The following is a 15,157-nucleotide window of genomic DNA, read 5'->3' on the forward strand; positions in this document are numbered from 1 at the left end:
GCTCTCAAGAAGAAATCGTTGCTATCAAATTGCAAACAATGATAGCGTTTTACCTGTATTGAAACATAGTGTTAGATAAGTAGCATTAGATGATAACATTAGGTTTGTTCAATCAGAATATTGGTTTTCTTTACTGCAAGGCACTAGTGTGCCATGCTTGGTTATGGTGATTGATTTTCATCAACATAGCTAATCTATTGGCGGTTCCTTATTCAACAAACATAAATAGTGAAGATAAATTTATAATACAAGAGTGGACATCCTCCCCGCCTTATGGCTACGCCAACTGCTATGCGGTAACGGCGGGCATCCACTTAACGTCAAAAAACTAGGAGTGTTTAGCGTCGAGTTTGCACACTCCGATAACCGCTTATCCCCTACCTGAAGTAAGGGGGCTGTGCTCAGTGTTATTTGATCATTAACAACACGAATCTATTTATAACAATAGATGGTGTTTTAGAGAATAAAAAACAGTTCTTTTCTGTTTTTCTGTTTTTCTGTTTTTCTGTTTTTCTGTTTTTCTGTTTTTCTGTTTTTCTGTTTTTCTGTAAAGAAATTAACATTAAAAATTATTATTGATAATAATATTAATGGGAAAACTATAACATGGTGAGGAATAATGACTAAATCAGGGTAAAATAAAGATATTGGTAAAAAATGCTATTGCATTATATACCATCGGTAAAAATGACTTCAATGATATTATCAACCATTAAATTAGAATGATGGTTAGATATATGTCTTCATTGTACACACAGGACCAAAACACATATTTATTAATATGAGGTATTTTAAAATGAAAAAGAATCTTATTTTAGCTTCTTTAGTGACGGTATTAGGGATTGCTAGTAGTTTCAGTGCATTATCTTATGATGGGACAATTAAATTCAAAGGTACTATTCTTGAGAACGGCTGCACCGTTGCCAGTACTGATGCTAAAGGAATTCAAGAAATTAATTTTGGTAAAATACTAAAACAAAAATTTAAGAATGAAAAAGGAAGCATAGCTGCTGTAAAACCATTTTCTATTGCTTTAAAGAATTGTCCAGAATCAAGTGTAGCTATCCAATTTTCTGGCACCCAAGACCCCGATGATTCTACTTTGTACAAGTCACCAGTTTCTGGCGTTGGTATTCTACTGGCTAAAGATGATGGAACCAAAATAAATGCTAATACATCAGTCAATGGGTACAAAACTAATAACAATAAGGATCTCAATATCCCTCTTATAGCAAAATTACAATCAACCAAGGCTAAAGTAGGTGCTGGTGATATTAATTCAGAAGTAAACTTCACACTTATATACCAATAAAACCAGCTAAGTACTTTATTAAAGCTAACTTAACAAAGTATCATTTATACTAAAGGAGTAAGAATGCTTCGCTTTATTACTCCCTTTTTACTTGTCTCTTTTATGGGACAAGTACAAGCGGGAATTACTTTAGACGCAACTCGCCTTATCTATAATGGCTCAAAAAAAGAAGCCTCGATTTCTATCACCAACTCGGATACAGAAAGACCCTATCTTGTACAGTCGTGGGTAGATAATATCGATAATAGTCAAAATAAGGTACCGTTCGTTATTACACCACCATTGTTTAATATATCGAAAGAGAGCGAGCATCAGATCCGTGTTTCATACATCGGCAATCATTTGCCAGCGGATCGGGAATCGATATTTTTACTTAATGTCAATGCAATTCCGGCAGTTGAAAAAAATGACAATAACAAGATGATCATAACGATAAAAAACATTATCAAACTGATTTATCGCCCGGCAGGGCTATCTGATAATGATGCGAATAATGCCATTAATCGTTTGGAAACATCACGTAATGTCAATGACGTTCAATTAACTAACCCCACGGCTTATTACATTAATCTTAATGAGATGAAAATTGACGGAAAATTAATACCTAAACCCGGATTTATTCCCCCTTTTAGTAACAAAGTATTTCCAGCCAAAAATGGTATAAAAAGCGTGACTCTGACCGCTATCAATGATTATGGTGGTACAACAGAGGAGCACCAGTTTAATTTTTAATAATATTATCTAATGGGTGTATTGTGAAAAAAATAATTAGCTTTGGTTTAATGATTTGTTGTTTATCGTTACCAGCATATGCAGAGCTGTATTTCGATATCAACGCATTACAATTATCAGATGAAGACAGAAAAAATATTAATCTGGAGAGTCTGGAAAAAACAGATTATCACATTCCTGGTGTCTATAAAGTTAACGTTATCGTCAATGGAAAGGATATTGGCATGAAAAGTTTATCTTTTATTGACTGTGGTAAAAAACTTTGCCCTGAGTTATCTATCGGTTTACTGAAAGAAATCGGGGTAAAAACAGAGAGCTTCCCAGGATTAGCCTCCCTTGGTGAGCAAGAAATCATTTCTCAACCCGATAAATATATTAAGCAGGCATCAGCAGAACTGGATTTAAGTACTCTTACACTGATGTTGAGTTTTCCGCAAGCTGCCATGCGATCACAGATCAAGGGAGATATCTCCTCTGATCTGTGGGATGACGGTATGCCTATGTTTTTCACCAATTACCATCTAACAGGAATGCAATCCTGGAATAAAAATCAAAGTGAACAGAATCAATATTTGAATTTACGTAGTGGCTTTAATTTAGGTCCGTGGCGAATTCGCCATAATAGTTACTATAACCGTACTGGTACGACATCTGAATGGAAATCGCTTAAGACCTATGCTGAACGGGATATTCGTCCATTAAAATCTCGACTGGTATTGGGTGAAACATCCACCGATAGCATGGTATTCGATAGTTTCACTTTTAATGGCGTTAAATTGATGTCTGATAGCCAAATGTTGCCAGATAGTCAGCAAGGATTTTCGCCTATCGTTCGCGGTATTGCTATGACTCACGCAAGAGTAGAAGTGCACCAGAAAGATAATCTTATTTATCAAACTTTTATTCCACCAGGCGCCTTTGAAATTACCGATATTTACCCCAGTAACCTGAATGGTGATCTGGAAGTATCTATTTATGAAGAAAATGGCCATGTCAGGAAATTTACTCAGCCCTTTTCTGCTTCGCCATTGATGATCCGTAGCGGCCAAATAAAGTATTTTGCTAATATCGGTAAATTCAGCGGTGGTAAACAAGCCAGCAAAAAAAGATTTATCCAGACAGAAGCTATTTACGGATTATGGGACAGCACCACCATTTATGGTGGAGTCATTGTTTCTTCTGACTATCAAAGTCATGCATTAGGTCTGGGGCATAATCTGGGGAAATTTGGCGCAGTGTCAATCGATGTCACCGATGCAGCAACCCATTTCCCAAACGGAGAAAAGAAAACCGGACAATCTTATCAGATACGCTACAGTAAAGGTTTTACTGAAACCAATACAACGGTGACATTGGCAGGTTATCGCTACACCACCAATGGTTATTACAACTTTAGCGATGCCAATGATAATTACCAACTTACTGATAATAACAGAAGTAGCACCCCCAAAGACCGGATGCAAATAACAATGAGCCAGAGTCTAGGTAAATATGGCAGTCTTTCATTATCAGCCTGGCAGCAAGATTATTGGCAAGATAAAATCAGTAAGAATCAGTCATATTCCATGTCCTATAATACCAATATTCATGATATCTCTTTGTCATTGGGCTACAATTACCACCGGAATCGTTCAGGAATCAACAACGACCAGCTTTTTTCATTCAATATCAGTGTTCCTCTGGATAAATGGCTGCCATCAGATAATCACAATGCATCGGTAGATTATGATACCTCTTATCACACCAACGGCAGCAGCCAGCATTCAATGACATTATCTGGTTCTTTACTGGAACAACAAAATCTGAACTATATGATTTCTCAGAATTATAGCTACGAAAAGTCAGAGAAAGAAAAACAATCAGGCAACGCCGCCAGCTTATATTACAGAGGCTCATATGGTTCAATTAATGCAGGTTACAACACTGATCATAGAAAAAATCAGCGGATTAATTATGGGTTAGAGGGAGCAATTATTGCCCATCCTTATGGCGTTACCCTGGCGCAAAATATTAGCGAAAGCGGCTCCAGTGCTTTAATTCGTGCCCCTGGAGCAATTAATGCTAAGGTACTGAATAATACGTCTATCAGTACAGACTGGCGGGGATATACCGTTGTGCCTTATATATCGCAATATCGGGAAAATATGTTATCCCTTGATACCAATACATTTGGTGATGATGTAGATACTGATAATCCAACCACTAAGGTCATTCCAACCAAAGGAGCTTTGGTATTGGCGGATTATTCTATTCACGTTGGTCATCGAGTATTTTTAACTTTACAACATAACGGTAAGAAACTCCCATTCGGCACGATAATCACGGGCCCAAATGGTGTCAATGGCATGGTGAATGAAAAGGGAGAAGTTTTCCTCAATGGTGTGAGTGACACAGCAAAATTAACCGCCGATTTAGGCAATAAACAAAACTGTCATATTCAATTCGATAGTAAATTATATCAGAAAATTAATGGTATTATTCTGACTTCATTACGTTGTCAATAATTAAGAACAGATCTCAACGGGAATATAATATGAAACGGTATTTATGGTTATTAATTTATCCTCTACTTTTACTAAGTAGCTATAAGTCATATGCTGACTGTGAACTAACCTCAAAAGCAAAAGTTGCCAATTTATACCTTGATCTCAATAATTTTAAACTGAGTCTTAACACAGATAATACGAAAAGTATTTATGTAACAACTTTCAGCGCTGCACAGATGGCTAATGCGATGGGTATTAGTATAGAAGACCCAATCTTTTCATGTGAGCAAGATAATGAATCCTTAACGTTTGGTCAAAGTGCCTGGAATCGCGTAAGCTCAATTAGAACTCCACATGGAACAGGAGGATTAGAAATAATCCCAAATAAGTTATACTTTTATTTTACTATCTCAGATGGAATAATCGGTGAAAAAGGATATCCTCAAGCAGGTGGCTCTGATTACTTATATAATCTGGGAACAAGAAAAGAACTCACTTGGAAAGATATAGGAAATATTAATCTCTATCTTTACAAAACAGGAGCAATTGATACACCGGGCAGACTTACTGGGGGAGTAATGTTTATATTATCAATATACTCTAAAAGAAGAATAGACTTAATACAAATAAGGAATCCACACCCATATGACTTTAAGGCCACTGGCTGTATGACAATGACCTCAACACCGACAGTAAATTTTGGTAGTGTGCACAGTTCCTTATTTAAAGGAAAAGGCTCTACCGCTGGCAATGCTGATTTTAATATCGCAATAAAATGCACAGAAGGACTTAAACCAACAATTATTTTTTCAGGACAAGAAAATCCCTCAGATACGTCAAAGAGTGTTATTCGATTAGATGATAGCAGTGATACTAATACAGCCAAAGGCGTAGGAGTTCAAATTCTATACAACAATACGCCTGTTATTATTGGAGAATCACTTTTCTTAGGAAATGTAATAGCAAATAATGACCATACATTCCCTTTTACCGCTCACTATTACCAAACCGGTGATAGAATAACAGGCGGAAAAGCTAACGCCACAGCACATTTTACCGTTCAATATGAGTGATATTCAGTATAAACTGTATAGCATTTCCTCATCTGGACAATAAACATGGAACAAACAGTTATACACACCAATCAAGCATCACTGCCAGAACATGGCAGTGAGTTTATCACTCAAATCGAGTATGGAACGGTTGTTAAACACCCCCAAGTACATTTCTGGCAAGCTCGCTTTGAACTTTCACATTATCACGATGAATTGTTCAATCAATTAAATCTCCCCTTCCCTGACACATTAGCTAAAGCCGTCAAGAAACGACGAGCTGAATATCTGGCAGCACGTTATTGTGCCAGACAACTTTTAGCACAATTAGGGCAACCTGAATTTAATTTGATCTCTGGTAATGATCGCGCTCCAATCTGGCCGGAAGGTATTTGCGGTTCTGTTTCTCATTCAACTTATTGTGCAATTGTGCTGGCTGCACCGCAAATTAATAATAGATTAATTGGTGTCGATGTAGAAGCTATCGTTGATCGTCAAAATATAGATGAAATCACAAAAATGATCGTGAATGATAAGGAAATTCAACTGCTAAAGCATTGTCATTTACCACTTGAACAAGCGTTTACCCTTGCGTTTTCGGTAAAAGAGAGCTTGTATAAAGCGCTTTATCCGCAAGTAAAACGATTCTTTGGTTTTGAAGCGGCTGAAATTACTGCCCTATCCCTCGAAAATAATGAAATAACATTAACGTTGCGGGAAACTCTCACCCCTAATTACCCAACAGGTACAATATTTCGTGGGCAATTTATTATTTACCCACAGGAAATATTAACGCTAATTATTCAATAGCTAAAAATAATAATTGCTGATGCTACTCAGCAATTTCATTATTCTTCATTACCATCATTTCCAATGGAGATTTTATTTACTTAACTTCCTTTTCTGTATTTATATTTGCAGGTAAGTTATTACCCACAGCAATTAATTCTTCCAACAAAGCGGAAAGCTGAACCAATTTTTCCGGTGAGAAGGCTTTTTCAATCGCCTGATATCCCTGTTCTACCTGCTCTTTCGCCTTTTCATAAAGTTTCTGGCCATCCGGCGTTAAAGAAACATAAAGTTTGCGTTGGTCATTCATCGGTTTAAGACGAAAGATCAATCCGTCACGCTCCATGCGAGTCAATATCCCAGTCAGACTTGGACGAAGAATACAGGTCTGGCAAGACAAATCATAAAAATCAATTGACCGATTACCAGACAGTACACGAATAATACGCCACTGCTGTTCAGTCAGATTATGACTCTTAAGGATTGGACGAAAAAAACCCATTGCGGTTTCTCGCGCCTGAAGTAATGCAATTGTCAGAGATTCATGCATGGGTAATGAAGGCTCTTATCTTAGTTAATCACTGATTTACTCTCTGTTGAAAGTACTATACCCGTTATCTTTCAAGTTGCCTCTTTGTTGGCTGCACTCACTCACCCCGGTCACATAGTTTGCTATGCTCCCGGGGATTCGCTCCCTTGCCGTCGCGATGCATCTTGAAATCCATAGGATATACCTCACCCTATAATCACAATAAAAAAGACTAGCACGTCCCTCAGTCAACCACAAAGAAAAAATCATAAAAATATTAATAAGTAAACAAAAATAAACCGCAAAAATAAAGTTAATAAAAAGTTAATGTTAGAGTAATGCTTTTATCCAAAAAAAGATTAATACATTGATTAATAATGATAAAAAACAAATTTAGTGGAGATATTGTTACTGAGATCACAATTAAAATTAACAAACACATTAACATGTTGCAACAACGCGATCCTTGGTTTATTAATATATTAATAAACGCATCTTAAAACCGCCCGTTTAAGTTCATGAGGAATCGTTAATGAAAGGCACTGTCTTCGCCGTCGCCCTCAACCATCAGAGCCAAGTAGATTTCTGGCATGATTCATTTCAGCAAGCACCTTATAACACCTTACCTAAAACACCGGTGTGGTTCATTAAACCACGCAATACCGTTATCACTTCCGGTGAGACAATTCCCCATCCTGCGAATGAAGAGGTCCAAAGCGGCGCGACATTGGCATTAGTGATAGGTAAAACTGCTCGCAAAGTTGCCATTGAAAATGCAGCCGAATATATCGCAGGTTATGCATTAGCTAATGAAGTCAGCCTGCCTGAAACCGCTTTCTATCGTCCGGCAATAAAAGCTAAGTGTCGTGATGGTTTTTGCCCTATAGGCCAAATGGCCAATCCTGAATCCATTGATGCGTTAGATATCATTACCGAAATCAATGGTCAGGAAGTCGAGCGCTGGTCAACAGCCGATCTGGTGCGTTCAGCCACGGAATTAGTTGCAGCATTGAGTGATTTCGCCACCCTCAAAGAGGGGGATGTGATCCTGCTTGGGACGCCACACCAACGTGTTGCTATCAAACCGGGCGACAAAGTTGTCATTCGGGCCGCAGGTTTCCCATCACTGGAAAATCAGGTTGTGCAAGCGGGAGAAAAAGCATGAAACACGCAAGAGTTCACTATCAAGGTCGCGATTTGCTTGTTACCGTCGATGAACAGGAAAATGTCTGTCTGCCAGATGGCAGTAAAATCAGCGGCGAATCCGTTCAATGGCTGCCACCCGCAAACGGTACCCTGTTCGCCCTCGGTTTGAATTACGCTGATCACGCCACCGAGCTGGAATTTAAGCCCCCCGAAGAACCTTTAGTTTTTATCAAAGCCGCTAATACGCTAACCGGTCATCGTCAGGTTTCCGTTCGCCCTGATAATGTGGAATATATGCATTATGAGGCTGAGCTGGTGGTTGTCATCGGCAAAACCGCCCACAAAGTCACTAAAGAACACGCTATGGATTACGTTGCCGGGTACACCGTCTGTAACGATTACGCAATCCGTGACTATCTGGAAAATTACTATCGCCCTAATCTCAGGGTAAAAAGCCGCGATACGATGACCCCCATCGGCCCGTGGTTCGTTGATAAAGAAGATGTGTCCGATCCGCATAATCTGACATTAAGCACCTGGGTTAATGGTGAATTGCGTCAACGCGGTACAACTGCTGATCTGATCTTCAATATTCCATTCTTAATCGCTTATCTAAGCGACTTTATGACGCTGCAACCGGGAGACATGATCGCCACCGGCACGCCAAAAGGATTATCCGATGTGGTGCCGGGAGATGAAGTTATTGTTGAAGTTGAAGGTGTTGGACGTCTGATCAACCGTATTGTCAGCCAGCAAGAGTATGAGGAGAGCCTGTAATGACCATGATTAACCATTGGATCAACGGCAAAAACGTCAGCAGTAAAACCTATTTTGAAACCACAAATCCTGCTACCGGCGAAGGGCTGGCTGAAGTCGCTTCCGGTGGTCAGGAAGAGATTGATCAAGCCGTTGCCGCCGCAAAGGAAGCATTCCCAAAATGGGCAGATTTGCCGATGAAAGAACGTGCACGCCTGATGTGCCGTTTAGGTGAGTTGATTGATGAGAATGTGCCTGAAATCGCTGCAATGGAAACCAAAGATACCGGTCTGCCCATTCATCAGACACAAAATGTCCTGATCCCACGCGCTTCTCACAACTTCAATTTCTTTGCTGAAATTTGTCAGCAAATGAACGGCCGTACCTATCCTGTTGATGACAAGATGCTCAACTATACGCTGGTGCAACCCGTTGGCGTTTGTGCGCTGATTTCTCCGTGGAACGTGCCATTTATGACTGCAACCTGGAAAGTTGCACCCTGCCTGGCGCTAGGTAACACCGCAGTGCTGAAAATGTCAGAGCTCTCCCCATTAACCGCAAACCGTTTAGGAGAATTGGCACTAGAAGCCGGTATCCCTGCCGGTGTGCTGAATGTGGTTCAGGGATATGGCGCCACTGCCGGTGACACGCTGGTGAAACATCACGATGTACGCGCGGTTTCGTTTACCGGCGGCACAGCAACCGGTCGTCAGATTATGAAAAATGCCGGCCTGAAAAAATATTCAATGGAGCTAGGGGGAAAATCTCCGGTTCTGATCTTTGAAGATGCTGATATTGAACGGGCATTGGATGCCGCCTTGTTCACTATTTTCTCTATCAACGGTGAACGTTGTACCGCCGGTTCACGCATTTTCATTCAGGAAAGTATCTACCCTGAATTTATTAAACGTTTTGCTGAACGCGCTAATCGTTTACGGGTAGGTGATCCTCAAGATTCAAGCACCCAGATCGGTGCACTTATCAGCAAATCGCATTGGGAGAAAGTCTCCGGTTACATCCGTCTGGGAATAGAGGAAGGTGCAACGCTGCTGGCCGGTGGACCAGATAAACCGATTGATTTGCCGACGCACCTGAAAGACGGCAATTTCCTACGCCCAACGGTGCTGGCGGATGTTGATAACCGGATGCGGGTTGCTCAGGAGGAGATCTTCGGCCCTGTCGCCTGCCTGCTGCCATTCAAAGATGAAGCAGAAGGTCTGCGCCTGGCAAATGACGTGGAGTACGGTCTGGCTTCTTACATCTGGACCCAGGATGTCAGCAAGGTATTGCGTCTGGCCCGTAATATTGAAGCCGGCATGGTATTCGTCAACACCCAGAACGTCCGTGACCTGCGTCAACCCTTCGGCGGCGTGAAAGCCTCCGGCACCGGCCGTGAAGGCGGTGAATACAGTTTTGAAGTATTTGCCGAGATGAAAAACGTCTGTATCTCCATGGGGGATCATCCAATCCCACGTTGGGGGATATAACCGTTCCATCAGCGTTAACCACGGCGAATTCCGGTTCGCCGTCCTGATATCAAATGAGGATTTTATGGGTAAGTTAGCGTTAGCAGCCAAAATTACACATGTGCCATCCATGTATCTGTCTGAACTACCGGGGAAGCATCACGGTTGCCGTCAGGCAGCTATTGATGGTCACAAAGAGATCAGTCGCCGTTGCCGTGAAATGGGTGTCGATACCATTATTGTGTTTGATACACACTGGCTGGTGAATAGTGCCTATCACATCAATTGTGCCGACCATTTCTCCGGCATTTATACCAGTAATGAGTTACCTCACTTCATCCGGGATATGAGTTATGAATATGATGGCAATCCTGAATTGGGACAAATGATCGCAGAAGAGGCGCGCAATGTCGGCGTGCGCGCCCAAGCGCATGAAATCCCAAGCCTGAAACTGGAGTACGGCACGCTGGTACCCATGCGTTACATGAACAGTGACCGACATTTTAAAGTTATCTCGGTCTCCGCATTCTGTACTGTCCATGCTTTTGAAGACAGCCGTCGTCTTGGAGAGGCAATTCTGACAGCGATTGAGAAATATGATGGTACCGTTGCTGTACTCGCCAGCGGTTCCCTGTCTCACCGCTTTATCGATGATCAACGCGCCGAAGAGGGCATGAACAGCTACACCCGAGAATTTGATGAACAGATGGATCATCGGGTGGTTCAGCTCTGGAAAGAGGGCAAATTCAAAGAGTTCTGCAAGATGCTGCCGGAATATGCGGATTATTGTTATGGCGAAGGCAATATGCACGACACGGTGATGCTATTAGGTCTACTCGGTTGGGATAAATATGACGGTAAAGTGGAATTTCTGACTGAACTGTTTGCCAGCTCTGGTACCGGGCAAGTCAACGCCGTATTTCCACTACCTGATTACATCACCGATAAACCCGCGATCCCCTGATTAGGAGCAACCTATGCCACATTTTTATGCTGAATGTACGGAAAACATTCGCGAACAAGCCAATTTGCCTGAGTTGTTTGCCAAAGTGAATCAGGCGCTGGCAGATACCGGCATTTTCCCATTAGGCGGCATACGCAGCCGTGCCATCTGGCTGGATACCTGGCAAATGGCCGACGGTAAACAAGATTATGCATTCGTCCATATGACACTAAAAATCGGCACGGGACGCAGCCTTGAAAGCCGTCAACAGGTTGGTGAGATACTGTTTCCCCTGATCAAACAACATTTTGCCTCGCTGATGGCACAGCGTTACCTTGCCCTCTCTTTTACGATGGAAGAATTAGACCCGGTATTGAACTACAAACAAAACAACGTCCACGCTTTGTTTCGTAAGGAGTAGTGATGCCGAAATCCTTTCATCAGCATCCTCCTCGTTGGTTGATCCCTTTATTAGGTGCGCTAGTGGCCTTCGGGCCTCTGTCGATTGATATGTACCTGCCAGCCTTGCCGGAAATGGCAAGGCAATTACAGGCAACACAAGGGCAGATGCAACATACCTTGGGCGCATTTTTCGCCGGTTTCTGTATTGGCATGCTGTTATACGGCCCACTGAGCGACCATTTAGGGCGCAGAAAACTGCTGCTCAGCGGTATCGCCTTATTCGTCGTTGCCAGTGCGTTGTGTACCTTGGTGACACAAGTTGAACACCTGATTTTACTCCGCGCATTACAAGCATTTGGCAGTGGCGCCGCGGTGGTCATGGGCAGAGCTATCGCCCGTGATATCTATCGCCCACAGGAATTACCACGCGTGCTATCACTCATGACTTTAGTGACCATGATAGCGCCACTTATCGCCCCATTACTTGGTGGCTTACTGTTAACCTATTTCAATTGGCAGGCCATATTTACGCTATTGGGTCTGTTCGGTTGTATCAGTGGGATATTATTACTATTTTTATTACCAGAAACGCTGCCCGCTCAGAGTAACAATGGAAAACTTATTACCGCTTTTAAAAATTACGGCAAGTTACTGACTGACGGCGAAGCTATGGCAACTATCGGTACATTGGCATTCACTTGTGCCGCCATGTTCGCATTTATCAGTGGTTCCCCTTTCGTCTATATCAACTATTTTCAGGTTCCGGCGAATTACTACGGCTTACTGTTCGCCTGTAATGCGCTAGGCATGATGGCAATCGTGCTGCTCAATGTCCGTTTACTAAAAATCTACGATCTTTCTCGTCTGTTATTTATCCAAACCAGTGCTCAATTACTGTTTGGCATCTTACTGGTTATCTTTTATCAGCAAAGTCTGACGGTGATCGTCATTTTGGTCGTACTGTTTATCTCGCTGGTTAATGCCATTGGTACTAACAGCCTCTCTTTATTACTTCAACATCGCGGTCAACTTGCCGGCAGCGCCAGCGCACTCGCTATTTCCGCACAATTCGCCATGGCAGCATTCGCCAGTGTCGCCGTCTCTTTACTACAAGATGAAACCCCTTTTGCCATGGCCCTTGTGATGGCAGTTTGCGCTGGATTGAGTTGGTTATGCCAGCAGCTAGCAACGTTCTACCAGCGAAAACCTCCCACACAAGTGTCTTCAGGAGAAAAAAATCATGACAAATAATGTCAATAGAGAACTTAATGTAAATAGAGAATTACTGCGCCAACAAGCTTATATCAACGGACAGTGGGTTGATGCCGACAACCAAGCCACTTTTAAGGTGACTAACCCGGCAAATGGTGAAGTTATTGCACACGTCAGTAATATGGGTGCGGCTGAAACAGAATGCGCAATTGCAGCCGCTCAACAAGCCCTGCCTGCCTGGAGAGCAATGACAGCCAAGCAACGCAGCCAGATCCTGCAACGTTGGTTTCAGTTAATGATGGCAAATCAACAAGCACTGGCTGAATTGCTAAGCCGGGAGCAAGGGAAATCGCAAGCCGAAGCCATGGGCGAGATCGCTTATGGCGCCAGCTTCATCGAATGGTTTGCGGAAGAGGGTAAACGCACCTACGGTGAAACTATCCCAAGCCCGATGCCAGGCCGACGGATCGTCACGATCAAACAACCTATTGGCGTTGTGGCGGCCATCACACCGTGGAACTTCCCCAACGCCATGATCACCCGCAAGGTTGGCCCTGCTCTGGCCGCGGGCTGCACGGTGATCCTAAAACCCGCCTCAGAAACCCCGCTTTCCGCTCTGGCTCTGGCGGCACTAGCGGAACAAGCCGGCATTCCTGCTGGCGTATTCAATGTGGTGACCGGAGTTGATGCGAAAGCCATCGGCGGGGTTATGACCCAAAGCCCGATTGTTCGCAAACTCTCTTTTACCGGTTCAACCCGTGTCGGCAAGCTATTGATGGCACAAAGTGCCGACACCGTGAAAAAGCTATCGCTGGAATTAGGCGGCAATGCGCCATTTATCGTTTTTGATGATGCTGATATCGATGCCGCTGTACAGGGGGCGTTGATAGCTAAATTCCGCAACAGCGGTCAAACCTGTGTTTGCGCTAACCGAATTTTGGTGCAGGAATCCATTTATGACACCTTTGCCGAACGTCTGGAGCAAGCCGTTAATCGGTTGCAGGTTGGCCCGGCCTGCGATACCAAATCACAACAAGGCCCACTGATTAATCAAGCCGCCGTTGATAAAGTGCAGGAACATATCAGTGATGCCACTTCCCGTGGCGCACGCATCTTGGCAGGGGGTAAACCACACGCTCTGGGCGGTTTGTTCTTCGAACCTACCGTATTGGCTGATGTCAATGAATCCATGCTTATCTCCCAAGAAGAAACATTCGGGCCTATTGCACCACTCTTCAAATTCCGTGATGAAGCAGAAGCCATTCATCTGGCAAATAATACTGAATTTGGTCTGGCGGCTTATTTTTATTCCCGCGATATCGGCCGGATCTACCGTGTGGCGGAAGCGCTGGAAAGCGGCATGGTCGGGATCAATGAAGGTTTGATTTCTAATGAAGCAGCGCCATTCGGCGGCATTAAACAGTCGGGACTGGGACGTGAGGGTTCACGTTACGGCATCGAAGATTATCTGGAAGTGAAATACCTCTGCTTTGGTGGCATAGAAGACACAGGAGTTTAACCGCATGTTACAGAAAGAAGTCGTATCACAGGTTGCACATCGTCTGCATCAGGCAGAAAAAAGCCGCGAACAAATACGCCAAATCTCATTGGATTACCCTGAAATCACCATTGATGATGCTTATGCCATTCAGCGTCACTGGGTGGAGTTGAAAATTGCCGAAGGTCGCGTACTCAAAGGCCATAAAATTGGTTTGACCTCAAAGGCCATGCAAGCCAGTTCACAAATCAGTGAGCCGGACTATGGCGCTCTGCTGGACGATATGTTTTTCCCTGATGGCAGTGATATTCCATGCGATCGCTTTATTGTGCCTCGTATTGAGGTCGAACTGGCATTCATTCTGGCAAAACCTTTGCGGGGCCCGAACTGCACACTGTTTGATGTTTACAATGCAACCGATTATGTCATTCCAGCATTGGAATTGATCGACGCCCGTTGCCATAACATCGATCCGGAAACCAAACGTCCACGCAAAGTGTTCGATACGATTTCTGACAATGCCGCCAACGGTGGCGTCATCATGGGCGGCCGGCCAATTAAACCCGACGAGTTTGATCTGCGCTGGATCAGCGCCCTGCTCTATCGCAATGGCGTGATTGAAGAATCTGGTGTCGCGGCTGCGGTACTTAATCATCCGGCTAACGGTGTCGCATGGTTGGCAAACAAACTGGCTCCACATGGTGTTCAGCTTGAAGCGGGACAAATCATTCTCAGTGGATCGTTTACCCGCCCGGTTCCAGCAAATAAAGGGGATACCTTCCATGTGGATTACGGCCCCATCGGCGCTATCAGTTGCCGTTTTGTTTAAAGAGG

Annotated in this window: 14 protein-coding genes; 13 read left to right on the forward strand and 1 reads right to left on the reverse strand. The window is 43.2% G+C overall.

Annotated features, from left to right (window positions below; genetic code table 11):
- Nucleotides 1–796: 796 nt before the first annotated feature.
- The 5 genes from D3222_RS06745 (at nucleotide 797) to D3222_RS06765 (ending at nucleotide 6,392) form a co-directional block, all read left to right on the forward strand.
- Nucleotides 797–1,312: a fimbrial protein gene (locus D3222_RS06745; protein WP_157975296.1), complete on the forward strand. Its 516-nt coding sequence runs from the start codon at nucleotides 797–799 to the stop codon at nucleotides 1,310–1,312.
- 63 nt (nucleotides 1,313–1,375) lie between these two features.
- On the forward strand, nucleotides 1,376–2,044 hold the full coding sequence (locus tag D3222_RS06750) for a fimbrial biogenesis chaperone (protein ID WP_118985471.1): 669 nt from the start codon (nucleotides 1,376–1,378) through the stop codon (nucleotides 2,042–2,044).
- Nucleotides 2,045–2,067: 23 nt separating this feature from the next.
- Nucleotides 2,068–4,548 (forward strand): fimbria/pilus outer membrane usher protein, encoded by a 2,481-nt coding sequence (locus tag D3222_RS06755; RefSeq protein ID WP_232832433.1) that lies wholly within the window; start codon nucleotides 2,068–2,070, stop codon nucleotides 4,546–4,548.
- Between the two features lie 29 nt (nucleotides 4,549–4,577).
- A complete protein-coding gene (locus tag D3222_RS06760) occupies nucleotides 4,578–5,603 on the forward strand; it encodes a fimbrial protein (protein ID WP_118985472.1) in 1,026 nt (341 codons plus the stop codon).
- A 45-nt stretch (nucleotides 5,604–5,648) separates the two neighbouring features.
- Entirely contained in the window at nucleotides 5,649–6,392 is a 744-nt protein-coding gene (locus D3222_RS06765) for a 4'-phosphopantetheinyl transferase family protein (RefSeq protein ID WP_118985473.1), read from the forward strand.
- A 76-nt stretch (nucleotides 6,393–6,468) separates the two neighbouring features.
- On the opposite strand, the gene hpaR is transcribed toward D3222_RS06765, so the two are convergent.
- The gene (gene hpaR / locus D3222_RS06770; protein ID WP_118985474.1) at nucleotides 6,469–6,921 is read right to left on the reverse strand and encodes a homoprotocatechuate degradation operon regulator HpaR; all 453 of its coding nucleotides are present in this window, start codon (nucleotides 6,919–6,921) and stop codon (nucleotides 6,469–6,471) included.
- 511 nt (nucleotides 6,922–7,432) lie between these two features.
- Here hpaR and D3222_RS06775 point away from each other — a divergent pair.
- From D3222_RS06775 to hpaH, 8 genes are all read left to right on the forward strand, one after another.
- Nucleotides 7,433–8,065, forward strand: a complete 633-nt coding sequence (locus D3222_RS06775; RefSeq protein ID WP_118985475.1) for a fumarylacetoacetate hydrolase family protein — start codon at nucleotides 7,433–7,435, stop codon at nucleotides 8,063–8,065.
- Nucleotides 8,062–8,823 (forward strand): fumarylacetoacetate hydrolase family protein, encoded by a 762-nt coding sequence (locus D3222_RS06780; protein ID WP_118985476.1) that lies wholly within the window; start codon nucleotides 8,062–8,064, stop codon nucleotides 8,821–8,823. The genes D3222_RS06775 and D3222_RS06780 overlap by 4 nt, the downstream gene beginning before the upstream one ends.
- Nucleotides 8,823–10,289, forward strand: coding sequence for a 5-carboxymethyl-2-hydroxymuconate semialdehyde dehydrogenase (gene hpaE, locus D3222_RS06785; RefSeq protein ID WP_118985477.1), 1,467 nt, complete (start codon nucleotides 8,823–8,825; stop codon nucleotides 10,287–10,289). Before D3222_RS06780 ends, hpaE begins: the two co-directional genes overlap by 1 nt.
- Before the next feature lie 64 nt (nucleotides 10,290–10,353).
- On the forward strand, nucleotides 10,354–11,232 hold the full coding sequence (gene hpaD / locus D3222_RS06790) for a 3,4-dihydroxyphenylacetate 2,3-dioxygenase (protein WP_118985478.1): 879 nt from the start codon (nucleotides 10,354–10,356) through the stop codon (nucleotides 11,230–11,232).
- A 13-nt stretch (nucleotides 11,233–11,245) separates the two neighbouring features.
- Nucleotides 11,246–11,632 (forward strand): 5-carboxymethyl-2-hydroxymuconate Delta-isomerase, encoded by a 387-nt coding sequence (locus D3222_RS06795; protein WP_118985479.1) that lies wholly within the window; start codon nucleotides 11,246–11,248, stop codon nucleotides 11,630–11,632.
- Between the two features lie 2 nt (nucleotides 11,633–11,634).
- A complete protein-coding gene (locus D3222_RS06800; RefSeq protein WP_118985480.1) occupies nucleotides 11,635–12,864 on the forward strand; it encodes a Bcr/CflA family multidrug efflux MFS transporter in 1,230 nt (409 codons plus the stop codon).
- Nucleotides 12,854–14,344 (forward strand): NAD-dependent succinate-semialdehyde dehydrogenase, encoded by a 1,491-nt coding sequence (locus D3222_RS06805; RefSeq protein WP_118985481.1) that lies wholly within the window; start codon nucleotides 12,854–12,856, stop codon nucleotides 14,342–14,344. The genes D3222_RS06800 and D3222_RS06805 overlap by 11 nt, the downstream gene beginning before the upstream one ends.
- A 4-nt stretch (nucleotides 14,345–14,348) precedes the next feature.
- Complete coding sequence (hpaH, locus tag D3222_RS06810; RefSeq protein ID WP_118985482.1) at nucleotides 14,349–15,152, forward strand: 2-oxo-hept-4-ene-1,7-dioate hydratase; 804 nt, start codon at nucleotides 14,349–14,351, stop codon at nucleotides 15,150–15,152.
- Nucleotides 15,153–15,157 lie beyond the last annotated feature (5 nt).

Origin of the sequence: Photorhabdus sp. CRCIA-P01 (genome assembly GCF_003545805.1) — a bacterium.
Taxonomy (GTDB): Bacteria; Pseudomonadota; Gammaproteobacteria; order Enterobacterales; family Enterobacteriaceae; genus Photorhabdus; species Photorhabdus antumapuensis.